Annotated in this window: 12 protein-coding genes; 7 read left to right on the forward strand and 5 right to left on the reverse strand. The window is 58.0% G+C overall.

Annotated elements, in window-relative coordinates; all coding sequences use genetic code 11:
- The first annotated feature begins 268 nt into the window (after positions 1–268).
- Positions 269–550 carry an HU family DNA-binding protein gene (locus tag GHO42_RS10470; protein ID WP_003440137.1) on the forward strand — a complete coding sequence of 94 codons (282 nt, stop codon included), beginning with the start codon at positions 269–271 and terminating at the stop codon, positions 548–550.
- Positions 551–683: 133 nt separating this feature from the next.
- Here GHO42_RS10470 and rlmF read toward each other — a convergent pair whose 3' ends face one another.
- The 5 genes from rlmF to GHO42_RS10495 all read right to left on the reverse strand — a co-directional run bounded on the left by rlmF (position 684) and on the right by GHO42_RS10495 (position 7214).
- Positions 684–1700, reverse strand: a complete 1017-nt coding sequence (gene rlmF, locus GHO42_RS10475) for a 23S rRNA (adenine(1618)-N(6))-methyltransferase RlmF (protein ID WP_095001226.1) — start codon at positions 1698–1700, stop codon at positions 684–686.
- An 89-nt stretch (positions 1701–1789) separates the two neighbouring features.
- Entirely contained in the window at positions 1790–4636 is a 2847-nt protein-coding gene (locus GHO42_RS10480; protein ID WP_095001227.1) for a valine--tRNA ligase, read from the reverse strand.
- A gap of 172 nt (positions 4637–4808) precedes the next feature.
- Positions 4809–5204 (reverse strand): DNA polymerase III subunit chi, encoded by a 396-nt coding sequence (locus GHO42_RS10485; RefSeq protein ID WP_095001228.1) that lies wholly within the window; start codon positions 5202–5204, stop codon positions 4809–4811.
- Between the two features lie 7 nt (positions 5205–5211).
- Positions 5212–5664, reverse strand: a complete 453-nt coding sequence (locus GHO42_RS10490; RefSeq protein ID WP_095001229.1) for a DNA polymerase III subunit chi — start codon at positions 5662–5664, stop codon at positions 5212–5214.
- Between the two features lie 59 nt (positions 5665–5723).
- Complete coding sequence (locus tag GHO42_RS10495) at positions 5724–7214, reverse strand: leucyl aminopeptidase (RefSeq protein ID WP_095001230.1); 1491 nt, start codon at positions 7212–7214, stop codon at positions 5724–5726.
- Positions 7215–7524: 310 nt separating this feature from the next.
- Between GHO42_RS10495 and lptF the strand changes: the two genes are divergently transcribed.
- From lptF to era, 6 genes are all read left to right on the forward strand, one after another.
- Positions 7525–8643, forward strand: coding sequence for an LPS export ABC transporter permease LptF (gene lptF, locus GHO42_RS10500; protein WP_095001231.1), 1119 nt, complete (start codon positions 7525–7527; stop codon positions 8641–8643).
- On the forward strand, positions 8636–9697 hold the full coding sequence (gene lptG, locus GHO42_RS10505; RefSeq protein WP_095001232.1) for an LPS export ABC transporter permease LptG: 1062 nt from the start codon (positions 8636–8638) through the stop codon (positions 9695–9697). The genes lptF and lptG overlap by 8 nt, the downstream gene beginning before the upstream one ends.
- A 161-nt stretch (positions 9698–9858) precedes the next feature.
- On the forward strand, positions 9859–11658 hold the full coding sequence (lepA, locus tag GHO42_RS10510; protein WP_095001233.1) for a translation elongation factor 4: 1800 nt from the start codon (positions 9859–9861) through the stop codon (positions 11656–11658).
- Positions 11659–11663: 5 nt separating this feature from the next.
- Positions 11664–12518 carry a signal peptidase I gene (gene lepB, locus GHO42_RS10515; RefSeq protein WP_095001234.1) on the forward strand — a complete coding sequence of 285 codons (855 nt, stop codon included), beginning with the start codon at positions 11664–11666 and terminating at the stop codon, positions 12516–12518.
- Positions 12519–12736: 218 nt separating this feature from the next.
- Positions 12737–13426 (forward strand): ribonuclease III, encoded by a 690-nt coding sequence (gene rnc, locus GHO42_RS10520; RefSeq protein WP_095001235.1) that lies wholly within the window; start codon positions 12737–12739, stop codon positions 13424–13426.
- On the forward strand, positions 13419–14321 hold the full coding sequence (era, locus tag GHO42_RS10525) for a GTPase Era (protein ID WP_095001236.1): 903 nt from the start codon (positions 13419–13421) through the stop codon (positions 14319–14321). The genes rnc and era overlap by 8 nt, the downstream gene beginning before the upstream one ends.
- Positions 14322–14437 lie beyond the last annotated feature (116 nt).

A 14437-nucleotide genomic window follows, 5' to 3' on the forward strand; every position in this document is an offset into this window, starting at 1 on the left:
TACCGTTTTAAGGCCATAAAGCTGACCAAAAGCCCAGGTAGAGGCGGATATTTAACTGTCTCTGTGCTAGTTTTGCCCGGTCTTGCGCTCGGAAACGGCGTAAAGCGTGCATTCAGCATGTGTCAGGTCGAACCAAACCCCGTTTTAGCTATCTACATCCGCGATTCGTCGTGAAAGCTGGCGGGTGTGCCAGACCCTTGAGATCTGGCTCGATGGCTGACATTGCACTCTGCAAACCAAATGAATTTGATAGGGAAGGAACATCTCAATGGCTATTACTAAAGACCAACTGATCGCTGATATCGCTGAAGCTATCGACGCGCCGAAAACTACCGCGCGTAACGCTCTGGACCAACTGGCCCAGATCGTTGCTGATCAATTGGAAAATGGCGGCGAAATCACTCTGCCAGGTATTGGCAAACTGAAAGTGACCGAGCGTCCTGCCCGTACTGGCCGTAACCCTTCGACTGGCGCAGCCATCGAAATCGCAGCCAAAAAAGTTATCAAGCTCGTTGTGGCCAAAGGCCTGACTGACGCTGTTAACAAGTAAGACTGCTGTAAAAAAGCCGCGCTTCGGATTACTCCGAAGCGCGGCTTTTTTATGCCTGCAAATCTTGTAGCAGCTGCCGAACGCAGCCTCGCGCAGCTCGGCAGCTGCTACGAGGTTTTGCATATTTACAAGATTACTTCCAGTTCTTCTCGCGCCACAGCTGTTGCTGTTCTTTGTCATGGAATGTCCAGGCGACAAAGCGGCTTTGCTTGTTGCCCTGTGACATGTCGACCACCTGGCTTTCCCGCACACCGGCTTTTTTCAGTGCGGTCTGGATCGCCGGCAAGTTGGACGCCTTGGACACCAGTACGCTGAACCACAGCACCTGACGGCCCACTTGCACGCTTTCGCGAATCAGCTGGGTCACAAAGCGCTGCTCGCCCCCTTCACACCACAATTCGGCCGCTTGACCGCCAAAGTTCAGAACAGGCAGTTTGCGCTTGGGATCAGCCTTGCCCAGTGCCCGCCATTTACGCTCGCTGCCGCGCGTTGCTTCATCGATCGACGCATGAAAGGGCGGGTTGCACATGCTCAGGTCAAAACGCTCGGCGCTGTCCAGGACGTCCAGCAAGATCTTCTTCTGATCGGGTTGCAGGCGCAGGCTGATGGCTTTGTTCAGGCCGTTGGACTGCACGATCGCCTTGGCCGCTTTAACGGCTGTAGGGTCAACTTCGGTGCCCAGGAACTGCCAGCGGTATTCGCTGTGACCAATCAGCGGGTAAACGCAGTTTGCGCCCATACCGATGTCCAGCACGCGCACGCTCGGGCCACGCGGGATGACGCCATCGTTCATGGTGGCCAGCAGGTCGGCCAGAAAGTGCACGTAGTCAGCGCGACCGGGCACAGGCGGGCACAGGTAGTCAGCCGGAATGTCCCAGTGGGCGATACCGTAGAACGCCTTGAGCAGCGCACGGTTGAATACGCGCACGGCATCCGGGTTGGCGAAGTCGATGCTTTCTTTGCCGTACGGGTTGATGATCACGAACTCTGCCAGCTCAGGGCAGACCGAAATCAGCTGCGGGAAGTCGTAGCGGCCCTGATGGCGGTTACGTGGGTGCAGGCTTGGCTTGACCCGTGGCTCAGCCGGCTTGGCGTCGCTGACAGCCTTGGGCTTGTGGCGTGTGGCTTTGGAAGTGCGTGGGGTTGTCATGTTCAATTCATTCCACAAAAGCAATCGCGGGCAAGCCCTTAGTTCCTTTCAGAGCTAAGGGCTTGCCCGCGATCAGGTGCGCAGCTTTATTACAGGCTGGAAATCCGCGCGTGCTGTTCGGCCAATTTGCTCAAGGCTTGTTCGGCTTCGGCTAACTTGGTTCGTTCTTTTTCGATGACTTCGGCCGGAGCTTTGTCAACGAACGCGGCGTTAGAGAGTTTTCCACCTACGCGGGCCACTTCGCCGTTCAGACGCTGGATTTCCTTGTCCAGACGCGCCAACTCTGCATCTTTGTCGATCAGGCCGGCCATGGGCACCAGCACTTCCATCTCGCCTACCAGTGCGGTAGCCGACAGCGGTGCTTCGGCGCCCTCTTGCAGCACGGTGATCGCTTCGAGTTTAGCCAGCTTTTTGAGCAAGGCATCGTTCTCGGCCAGACGGCGTTGATCTTCGCTGCTGACGTTTTTCAGGTAGATCTGCAAAGGCTTGCCCGGGCCGATGTTCATTTCGCCACGGATGTTGCGAATACCCAGCATCAGGCCCTTGAGCCATTCGATATCGTCTTCGGCGGCCTGGTCGATGCGCGCTTCGTTCGGTACCGGCCACGGTTGCAGCATGATGGTCTTGCCTTCAGCACCGGCCAGCGGCGCGATGCGCTGCCAGATTTCTTCGGTGATGAATGGCATGAACGGATGCGCCAGGCGCAACGCCACTTCCAGCACCCGAACCAGCGTACGGCGAGTGCCGCGCTGACGTTCTACCGGGGCGTTTTCGTCCCACAGCACAGGCTTGGACAGTTCCAGGTACCAGTCGCAGTACTGGTTCCAGATGAACTCGTACAGCGCTTGCGCCGCGAGGTCGAAACGGAACTGGTCGAGGTGACGGGTCACTTCTGCTTCGGTGCGCTGCAGCTGCGAGATGATCCAGCGGTCAGCCAGCGACAGTTCGTAGGCTTCGCCGTTCTGGCCGCAGTCTTCGCCCTTGTCCAGCACGTAGCGTGCGGCGTTCCAGATCTTGTTGCAGAAGTTGCGATAGCCTTCGACGCGGCCCATGTCGAACTTGATGTCACGGCCGGTGGACGCCAGCGAGCAGAACGTGAAGCGCAGGGCGTCGGTACCGTAGCTGGCGATGCCGTCGGCGAATTCGTCGCGGGTCTGCTTCTCGATTTTCTTCAGCAGTTTTGGCTGCATCAGGCCGGTGGTGCGTTTGGCCACCAGGTCTTCGAGCTCGATGCCGTCGATGATGTCCAGCGGGTCCAGGACGTTGCCCTTGGACTTGGACATCTTCTGGCCTTGACCGTCACGGACCAGGCCGTGGACATACACGGTCTTGAACGGAACTTGCGGGGTGCCGTCTTCGTTTTTCACCAAATGCATGGTGAGCATGATCATCCGGGCAACCCAGAAGAAAATGATGTCGAAACCGGTAACCAGCACGTCAGTGGAGTGGAAGGTTTTCAGTGCTTCGGTTTTTTCCGGCCAGCCGAGGGTGGAGAACGTCCACAGACCCGAGCTGAACCAGGTGTCGAGCACGTCGTTGTCCTGTTGCAAGGCAACGTCCGGGCCCAGGTTGTTCTTGGCGCGTACTTCGGCCTCGTCGCGGCCTACATAGACTTTGCCCGACTCGTCGTACCAGGCCGGAATGCGGTGGCCCCACCACAGCTGACGGCTGATGCACCAGTCCTGGATGTCGCGCATCCACGAGAAGTACATGTTTTCGTACTGTTTAGGCACGAACGCGATGCGCCCGTCTTCCACGGCAGCAATGGCAGGCTCTGCCAGAGGCTTGGTCGACACGTACCACTGGTCAGTCAGCCACGGTTCGATCACGGTGCCCGAACGGTCGCCTTTCGGCACTTTCAGGGCGTGATCATCGACGCTGACCAACAGGCCGGCTTCGTCGAAATCAGCGACAATTTGCTTGCGCGCTTCGAAGCGGTCCAGGCCTGCATACTTGGCCGGCAGGGTACCGTCGATGGACTCGTTCAGCGTGCCATCGAGGTTGAACACCTGGGCAGCAGGCAGCACGGCGGCGTTTTTATCGAAGATGTTGAGCAGCGGCAGGTTGTGACGCTTGCCGACTTCGTAGTCGTTGAAATCGTGAGCCGGGGTGATTTTCACACAACCGGTACCGAATTCAGGATCGCAATAATCGTCTGCGATGATCGGAATGCGGCGGCCAACCAGCGGCAGCTCGACAAACTTGCCGATCAGGGCCTTGTAGCGCTCGTCTTCCGGGTTTACCGCAACAGCTGCGTCGCCCAGCATGGTTTCCGGACGGGTGGTAGCAACCACCAGGTAGTCCAGGCCTTCGGCGGTCTTGGCGCCGTCAGCCAGCGGGTAGCGCAGGTTCCACAGGAAACCTTTCTCGTCGTGGTTTTCCACTTCAAGGTCGGAGATGGCCGTGTGCAGCTTGGTGTCCCAGTTGACCAGGCGCTTGCCACGATAGATCAGGCCGTCTTCGTGGAGGCGCACGAAGGCTTCCTTCACGGCTTCAGACAGGCCGTCATCCATGGTGAAGCGCTCGCGGCTCCAGTCTACGGACGAACCCAGGCGACGGATCTGACGGCTGATGTTGCCGCCGGACTGATCTTTCCATTCCCAGATCTTGTCGAGGAATTTTTCACGACCCAAATCGTGGCGGTTCAGGCCTTGCGCTTCGATCTGACGCTCGACCAGCATCTGGGTGGCGATGCCCGCGTGGTCGGTACCCGGCTGCCACAGGGTGTTGCGGCCCTGCATGCGACGGAAACGGATCAGGGCATCCATGATCGCGTTGTTGAAGCCGTGCCCCATGTGCAGGCTGCCGGTGACGTTCGGCGGCGGAATCATGATGGTGTACGGGTCGCCCGCGCCTTGCGGGGCAAAATAATTCTCTTCTTCCCAGGTTTTGTACCAGGAAGTTTCAATGGCGTGCGGCTGGTAGGTCTTATCCATGCGCGGCGGGACCCTATTGGCATTAATTCAGGAAAGCCGGCAAGTATAGCGGGGTGGGACTGCGCGGGGAACCTATTGCTGTTGTGGGAGCGGGCTTGCTCGCGATACGGGCAACCTGGTGCATCGGCTTCATTAAGGTGCTGCAATCGCGAGCAAGCCCGCTCCCACAGGGTCAGCTTTGATGTTGGGCGAGCAGACGCTCCATGTGGGCATCAAGGCGGCGCTTGATCTCGGTTTCGATGTGCGGGGCGAAGTCGTTGATCACGTCCTGCATGATGGCCTGGGCAGCAGTGCGCAGCTCTCGGTCCAGGTGCGCAAGCAGTGCGTCAGGGGCTTTCTCCGTCGCGGGCGCCGGGGTGATGCCGACCAGCGGTATTTGCGTGGGCACCGGCTCCGGCTCTGGTTCATCGCTGATAACTTCGTCGAGCAACGGGATCTGTTCGTCGGGCCGACCTACCATCTCTGTCAGCAGCGGCGGTTGCAGCCCCTCATCGCCGAGCAGCTTGCGAATGGACTCAAGATCATCAAGCAGGTGTGCAGCTTTTTGCGGCGAATTGGAGGTGTCCATCGTGTGCTCAGAGTCGTTGTAACTTGTGGTCCTGCAGAGGATAGCCCTGTTCTCGGTAGAAACGGAAACTCTCCCGTGCAGCCTGTCGCACGGCGGGGTCTTCGACCACCACTTCGGCCACGCGGGCGAAGCGCTTGAAAAAGTCGGGGACTTTGAGGTCCAGGTTGATCAGTAAGTCTTGGTGGCTTGCGGGTGCATCCGTACAGCCCATGACCACGACGCCATCGGGTTGGTCTTCAGTGTTGCTGTGGGGCACGAAGCTTTCGCCCTTGAAGCGCCACAGGCGTTCATCCAGGTCCTGGCGCTGGGCACTGTCAGAGCAATGCAGATACACGCGATGGCCCAGGCGCCAGGCCTTCTCGGTGAGTTTGCAGGCAAAATCCAGCCGCGCAGAGGGTTCGGCGCTGGGCAGGATATAAAAGTCGATCTTGGTGAGTTCTTGGTTTGCTTCGGGGGTCATTGCGGTTCCTGAATCGGGACTGCGCCGCCCTCAAGCGGCGCAGTCTTCGATTGTCAGCTTCAAGCGTTGGCGCGATCCAGCAGGTACTGGGTCAGCAGGGGCACTGGGCGGCCACTTGCGCCCTTGTCCTTGCCGCCGCTGACCCATGCCGTACCGGCGATGTCCAGGTGCGCCCAGTTATAGGCCTTGGCAAAACGCGACAGGAAGCAGCCAGCAGTGATGGCGCCGCCTTTAGGCCCGCCAATGTTGGCCATGTCGGCGAACGGGCTGTCCAGTTGTTCCTGGTACTCGTCGAACAGCGGCAGTTGCCATGCACGGTCGTCGGCTTGCTTGCCGGCTTCCAGCAACTGGTTGATCAGGTCGTCGTTGTTGCCCATCAGGCCCGAGGTGTGAGCGCCCAATGCAACCATGCAGGCGCCGGTCAGGGTGGCGATGTCGATCACGGCCTGTGGCTTGAAGCGCTCGGCGTAGGTCAGGGCGTCACACAGCACCAGACGGCCTTCGGCGTCGGTGTTGAGGATTTCGACCGTCTGGCCGCTCATGGTCGTCACGATGTCGCCCGGGCGTGCCGCGCCGCCGCTAGGCATGTTTTCAGCACAGGCCAGAATGCACACCAGGTTGATCGGCAGTTTCAGCTCGAGTACGGCGCGCAGGGTGCCGAACACGCTGGCAGCACCACCCATGTCGTACTTCATTTCATCCATGCCGGCGCCCGGCTTGAGGCTGATGCCGCCGGTGTCGAAGGTGATGCCTTTACCTACCAGTACGTACGGTTTTTCGGATTTTTTGCCACCGGCGTAGTTCATCACGATCAGACGAGGCGGCTGGTCGCTGCCCTGGCCTACAGCGTAGAACGCGCCCATGCCCAGATCCTTGATCTTTTTCTCGTCAAGGATTTCGACTTTCAGGCCTTTGAACTCTTTGCCCAGATCCTTGGCCTGCTCGGCAAGGAAGCTCGGGTGACAGATGTTCGGCGGCAGGTTGCCCAGGTCGCGGGTGAACGCCATGCCGGCGGCAATTGCCTGGGCGTGGGTCACGGCGCGCTGCACTTCAGCCTGCGCGGCCTTGATGGTCAGCAGGGTGATTTTTTTCAGGGCGCGGGGTTCGGCCTTCTGGCTTTTGAAACGGTCGAAGGTGTATTCGCCGTCTACGAGGGTTTCGGCCAGCAAGCGGGTCTTGCTGTAGCTGTCGCGGCCCTTGACCACCAATTCGTCCAGTGCGAACACCGCATCGCTACCGCCCAGGCCTTTGAGTACACCCAGTGCGCCGCTGATGATTTTGCGGAACGGGCGATCGCCCAGTTCTTCATCCTTGCCGGTACCCAGCAGCAGCACGCGCTCGGCTTTGAGGTTGGGCAAGCTGTGCAACAGCAGGCTTTGACCGGTTTTGCCGGCCAGGTCGCCGCGCTTGAGGACTGCGCTGATGGCGCCACCGGTGAGTTCGTCGAGGGCTTTGGCGGTTGGGCCGAGCTTGCGGCCTTCGCCGATGGCGACCACCAGAGTGGCCGTTTTCAACGTTTCTGGGCTAACGCTTTTTACAACCAGTTCCATGTCCGGGTCCCTGAGTCAAATGGTCAACATGCGCACAAACAGTTCTGTTTGTTTGCTTATATAGAAGAAGCGCTTCACCTGTGATCAAGGCTGGCGTCAAGGCGGGCAGTTTGAACCCCGTCGGAGGAGCCTGACAACCCCGGTTTAGGGCCAAGTTGCCACTTTCAAGACTGTGCAGTGACAGGGGAGGGCATTCACAGGATAATGCGCCATCTTTTTAGACGGCCCATCTCATCTATGATGAGGTATGTGCCGACTCGTTATGCTGTTTGTTTGGCCGCCTTAGCCTGACGACCCTGGAGTGTCTGGTTTGATCGTCTTCCGTTATCTGTCCCGCGAAGTCCTGCTTACATTGAGCGCTGTCAGTGCTGTGCTGCTGGTCATCATCATGAGCGGTCGCTTCATCAAATATCTGGCCCAGGCCGCCTCGGGCGCCCTGGACCCGGGTTCGTTGTTCCTGATCATGGGCTTTCGCCTGCCGGGCTTCATGCAGCTGATCCTGCCTCTGGGGCTGTTCCTGGGCATTCTTCTCTCTTATGGTCGCTTGTACCTTGAGAGCGAAATGACCGTGCTGTCGGCCACCGGCATGAGTCGTCAGCGGTTGCTGGCCATGACCATGGCACCGGCTGCGCTGGTCGCGCTGATCGTGGCCTGGCTCAGTCTGAGCCTGGCCCCGCAGGGCAACAATGAATTCCAGCTGCTGCTCAACAAGCAGGATGCCCTGACCGAATTCGACACCCTGGAGGCCGGGCGCTTCCAGTCGCTGAGTGACGGTACACGGGTGACCTACACCGAAGAATTGAGCAATGACCGCAGCCTCTTGTCCGGCGTATTCATTTCGCAGAAGAAACTCGGAGAAGAGGCCAAGGATCGCAGTATTTCCGTGCTGCTGGCCGAGAAGGGTCATCAGGAAGTGCGTCCTGACGGCAGTCGCTGGCTGGTGCTGAACAATGGCTATCGCTATGACGGCAATCCTGGGCAGGCCGATTATCGGGCAATCAAGTACGACACCTATGGTGTGCTGCTGCCCAAGCCGGAAGTCAGCAATGAAGTGACAGACCGCGATGCGATCCCTACCGCAAGCCTTCTCGGCAGCACGGATCCTCGTGTGGTTGCCGAGCTGCATTGGCGGATTGCCTTCCCCGTGCTGGTCTTTATCGTGACCTTGATCGCAGTGCCGTTGTCGCGGGTCAATCCGCGTCAGGGGCGCTTCCTCAAGTTGTTGCCGGCGATTCTTCTTTATATGAGCTACCTGAGCATGCTGACCTGGGGCAAGGGGCTTCTTCAGGATGGCAAGACCCCGATGGCGCTGGGCCTGTGGTGGGTGCATGGGCTGTTCCTGATCATTGGCCTGGGGTTGATGTACTGGGAGCCGCTGCGCTTGAAACTGGCAAGTCGCCGTAGTGCCGAGGAGATGGCCCGTGGTTAAGCTCGACCGCTACATTGGTAGCAGTGTGTTGTTGGCGATTCTGGCCGTGTTGGGGATCATCCTCGGGCTGGCCCTGCTGTTTGCCGTGATCGACGAGATGCGCAGTCTCAGCAGCACCTACACCGTTCTGGATGTGTTCAGTTTTGTCATGCTGACTGCGCCCCGACGCCTGTATGAAATGTTGCCGATGGCAGCGTTGATTGGCTGCTTGATCGGTTTGGGCGGCCTGGCCAGCAACAGTGAGCTGACCATCATGCGTGCCGCAGGTGTGTCCCTTGGGCGCATCGTCTGGGCCGTGATGAAGCCGATGCTGGTGCTGATGGTTGCAGGGGTGCTGATTGGCGAATATGTAGTGCCTGCCACGGAAAACATTGCCCAGGCCAACCGCGCGCTGGCCCAGGGCGGTGGCGACTCGCAAAGCTCCAAGCATGGCTTGTGGCACCGCCAGGGTGATGAGTTTATCCATATCAACGCCGTTCAGCCCGATGGCCTGCTTTACGGTGTGACCCGTTATCGCTTCGACAAAGACCATCAGATGCAGTCGGCAAGCTTTGCCAAAAAGGCCCAGTACCACCAGGGCGACTGGCAGTTGAGTGATGTGAGCACCACTCTTTTTCATGGCGACAGCACTGAGGTAGTCAAGGCGCCTGAAGAAAAATGGGACGTGTCGTTGAGCCCGCAACTGCTCAATACCGTGGTCATGGCGCCCGAATCGCTGTCGATTTCCGGGTTGTGGAACTATATCCACTACCTCAAGGATCAGGGCCTGAACAACGGCCGTTACTGGCTGGCTTTTTGGGTCAAGGTGTTGCAGCCGCTGGTGACTGCCGCGCTGGTATTGATGGCCATATCTTTCATCTTCGGCCCGTTGCGCTCTGTTACGCTGGGGCAGCGGGTTTTTACCGGGGTGCTGGTAGGGTTTACCTTCAAGATCGCCCAGGACCTGCTGGGGCCTTTGAGCCTGGTGTTCGGCTTCTCGCCGCTGTTTGCGGTGCTGCTGCCGGCTTCCATTTGTGCCGTGGCCGGTATCTGGCTGTTACGTCGAGCGGGTTGAGTAGCGCTCATTGAGCCAATCAAGAGCCTCTATCTCTCGATAGGGGCTTTTTTGTAGGTGCCCATTGGCCTGTGAACGTGACGCTTGGCGCGATGTTCAGGTACAATTCCCGGCTATTTTTCGGCGGGCAGTCTGCCTGCGACTTTTTTGAGTGTTGACCCGTGAGTGATCTGAGTCATATCCGCAATTTCTCCATCATCGCCCACATTGACCATGGCAAGTCGACGCTGGCCGATCGTTTCATCCAGATGTGCGGTGGCCTGACTGCCCGCGAAATGGAGGCCCAGGTACTGGACTCCATGGACCTCGAGCGTGAGCGCGGGATCACCATCAAGGCCCACAGCGTCACCTTGTATTACACGGCCAAAGACGGTAATACCTACCAGTTGAACTTCATTGATACCCCGGGCCACGTTGACTTCACCTACGAAGTTAGCCGTTCCCTGGCGGCCTGTGAAGGTGCGTTGCTGGTGGTCGATGCGGGGCAGGGTGTAGAAGCCCAGTCCGTAGCCAACTGCTACACCGCGATTGAGCAGGGCCTGGAAGTCATGCCGGTGCTGAACAAGATCGACCTGCCACAGGCTGATCCTGATCGCGTTAAGGAAGAAATCGAAAAAATCATTGGCATCGACGCCACTGATGCCGTGACCTGCAGTGCCAAGACCGGCCTGGGCGTGGACGAGGTGCTTGAGCGCCTGGTACACACCATTCCTGCGCCGACCGGCAATATCGAAGATCCGCTGCAAGCGTTGATCATCGACTCCTGGTTCGACAACTACCTGGGCGTTGTGTCCCTGGTTCGCGTGCGCCACGGCCGCGTGAAAAAGGGCGACAAGATTCTGGTCAAATCCACCGGCAAGATTCACCTGGTGGACAGCGTTGGTGTATTCAACCCGAAACACACCGCCACTGCAGACCTGAAAGCCGGTGAAGTAGGTTTCATCATCGCCGGTATCAAGGACATTCACGGTGCGCCAGTGGGCGATACCCTGACCTTGAGCACGACTCCGGATGTTGATGTACTGCCCGGTTTCAAGCGTATTCAGCCTCAGGTATACGCGGGCCTGTTCCCGGTTAGCTCCGATGACTTCGAAGACTTCCGTGATGCGTTGCAAAAACTGACGCTGAACGACTCTTCGCTGCAATACACGCCAGAAAGCTCTGACGCACTGGGCTTCGGCTTCCGTTGCGGCTTCCTGGGCATGCTGCACATGGAGATCATTCAGGAGCGCCTGGAGCGCGAGTACAACCTGGACCTGATCACCACTGCGCCAACCGTAATTTTCGAACTGCTGCTCAAGACCGGTGAAACGATTTACGTCGATAACCCGTCCAAGCTGCCAGATCTTTCAATGATTGAAGACATGCGCGAGCCAATCGTGCGTGCCAACATTCTTGTGCCTCAGGAGCACCTGGGTAACGTCATTACCCTGTGCATTGAAAAACGTGGCGTGCAGCACGACATGTTGTTCCTGGGTACCCAGGTACAAGTGACCTACGATTTGCCGATGAACGAAGTGGTTCTGGACTTCTTCGACCGTCTCAAATCCACCAGTCGCGGCTATGCTTCGCTTGATTACCACTTCGATCGTTACCAGTCAGCTAATCTGGTCAAGCTCGATGTACTGATCAACGGTGACAAGGTAGATGCGCTGGCCCTGATCGTGCACAAGGAAAACGCGCACTACAAAGGTCGCCAGTTGACCGAGAAGATGAAAGAACTGATTCCGCGCCAGATGTTCGACGTCGCGATCCAGGCCGCCATTGGCGGGCAGATCATTGCACGGACCTCCGTCAAGGCACTCAGAAAGAACGTACTGGCCAAATGCTACGGTGGTGACGTTAGCCGTAAGCGCAAGCTGTTGGAAAAGCAAAAGGCCGGTAAAAAACGCATGAAGCAAGTGGGCAACGTGGAAATTCCACAAGAAGCCTTCCTTGCAGTGCTCCGTTTGGATAGCTAGGTCCTATGTCACTAAATTTCCCGCTGTTGCTGGTCATTGCTGTTGCCGTGTGCGGTTTGCTGGCGCTGCTCGATTTGGTCTTCCTGGCTCCGCGCCGGCGCAAGGCCATTGCCAACTATCAAGCCAGCGTTACGCCGGTTGATATGCAGGTAGTCGAAAAGCTCAACAAGGAGCCGCTGCTGGTTGAATACGGCAAGTCGTTCTTTCCCGTGTTGTTTATCGTGCTGGTGTTGCGTTCGTTTCTGGTTGAGCCGTTCCAGATTCCGTCCGGCTCGATGAAACCGACCCTGGATGTGGGCGATTTCATTTTGGTGAACAAGTTTTCGTACGGGATCCGCCTGCCGGTACTCGACACGAAAATCATCGAAGTGGGTGATCCGAAGCGGGGCGATGTGATGGTGTTTCGCTACCCAAGCGATCCGACAGTCAACTACATCAAGCGTGTAGTTGGCCTGCCGGGCGACAAGATCCGCTATACCAGCGACAAGCATCTTTATGTCAACGACCAACTGGTTGCCGAGCAACTGGTCAAGGCCGAGCCTGGAACCCTGGGCAGTGCCGAGTTGTACAAAGAGAAGCTGGGCGAAGTCGAGCACATGATCCGCAAGGAAATGAGCCGCTATCGTGCGCCGCCTGACAAGGAGTGGACGGTTCCGGCCGGGCATTACTTCATGATGGGTGACAACCGTGACAATTCGAACGACAGCCGTTACTGGGATGATCCGAACATTCCCAAAGACGAGCTGGGCATGGTTCCCGACAAGAATATTGTCGGCAAGGCCTTCGCTGTTTGGATGAGCTGGCCGGAACCCAAGGCGAGCAACCTGCCGAACTTCTCGCGGGTTGGTCTGATCAAGTAGCCAGAACGGCGCTGTTTATAACAGCGCCGATTGCTTTTCAGGTGTGCGAAACAAGTCGCGCGCCTGAGTATTCAGGATGTGGATTTGAACAAAGCGTTAAGTGTGACGGCGGCGAACAGCCTGTTCCCTGTCCATTTGCTATGCGATAAACGAGCATCACTGATCCCTAATATCGGTCCGGTGGTGACATTCGGCCACGAACTCAGCGTGGGTAAATCGTGAGTTTTTCTTTAGAACGTTTAGAGCGTCAGCTCGGCTACACCTTCAAAGACCAGGAACTGATGGTTCTGGCCCTGACACACCGCAGTTTCGCGGGGCGCAATAACGAGCGCCTTGAGTTCCTGGGGGATGCCATTCTCAATTTTGTTGCCGGCGAAGCCTTGTTTGACCGTTTCCCGCTGGCGCGTGAAGGCCAGTTGTCACGCTTGCGTGCGCGGCTGGTAAAGGGTGAGACCCTGGCAGTACTGGCCCGCGGCTTTGAGCTGGGCGAGTACCTGCGCCTGGGTTCCGGTGAACTGAAAAGCGGCGGATTTCGCCGTGAATCGATCCTGGCCGATGCCCTTGAGGCGCTGATCGGCGCCATTTACCTGGACGCCGGCATGGATGTCGCTCGCGACCGCGTACTGGCCTGGCTGGCCAGCGAGTTCGAGACGCTGACCCTGGTCGACACCAACAAAGATCCAAAGACCCGCCTGCAAGAGTTCTTGCAGTCGCGTGCCTGCGACCTGCCACGTTACGAAGTGGTGGATATCCAGGGCGAACCGCATTGCCGCACCTTCTTTGTCGAGTGCGAGATTGCCTTATTGAATGAAAAAAGCCGGGGACAGGGCGTGAGCCGTCGTATTGCCGAACAGGTAGCGGCCGCCGCAGCACTGATTGCCCTTGGCGTGGAGAATGGTCATGACTGATTCAACCGCAACTCGCTGTGGCTACGTTGCCATTGTTGGTCGTCCAAACGTGGGTAAATCCACACTGCTGAACCATATCCTGGGTCAAAAGCTGGCGATCACCTCGCGCAAGCCTCAGACCACCCGCCACAACATGCTGGGCATCAAGACCGAAGGCAACGTGCAAGCGGTCTACGTGGATACCCCGGGCATGCACAAGGGCGGCGAAAAGGCCCTGAACCGCTACATGAACAAAACCGCTTCGGCTGCGTTGAAAGACGTCGATGTGGTGATCTTCGTTGTTGACCGCACCAAGTGGACCGACGAAGACCAGATGGTGCTGGAGCGCGTGCAGTACGTAACCGGCCCGCTGATCGTGGCGTTGAACAAGACCGATCGTATCGAAGACAAAGCCGAGCTGATGCCACACCTGAGCTGGCTTCAGGAGCAACTGCCGAACGCCCAGATCATCCCGATCTCGGCTCAGCACGGGCACAACCTTGAAGCCCTTGAGCGCGTGATTGCCGATCACCTGCCGGAAAACGAGCACTTCTTCCCGGAAGACCAGATCACCGATCGCAGCAGCCGCTTCCTGGCCGCCGAACTGGTACGTGAAAAGATCATGCGCCAGATGGGTGCCGAGCTGCCGTACCAGATCACCGTCGAGATCGAAGAGTTCAAGCAGCAGGGCAAAACCCTGCATATCCATGCCTTGATTCTGGTTGAGCGTGATGGTCAGAAAAAAATCATCATTGGCGACAAGGGCGAGCGTATCAAGCGTATCGGTACCGAAGCGCGCAAGGATATGGAGCTGCTGTTCGACTCCAAGATCATGCTTAACCTTTGGGTTAAAGTGAAAGGTGGCTGGTCCGACGACGAGCGCGCCCTGCGTTCGCTGGGCTACGGCGACCTGTAAGCACAGCATTACCCCCCCCTGTGGGAGCGGGCTTGCTCGCGATAGCATCAACTCGGAACTTCAGACAGGCCGAGTTGCTGCTATCGCGAGCAAGCCCGCTCCCACATTAGTTTTAT

This window comes from Pseudomonas sp. FSL R10-0056 (assembly GCF_009600105.1).
Lineage (GTDB): Bacteria > Pseudomonadota > Gammaproteobacteria > Pseudomonadales > Pseudomonadaceae > Aquipseudomonas > Aquipseudomonas bubulae.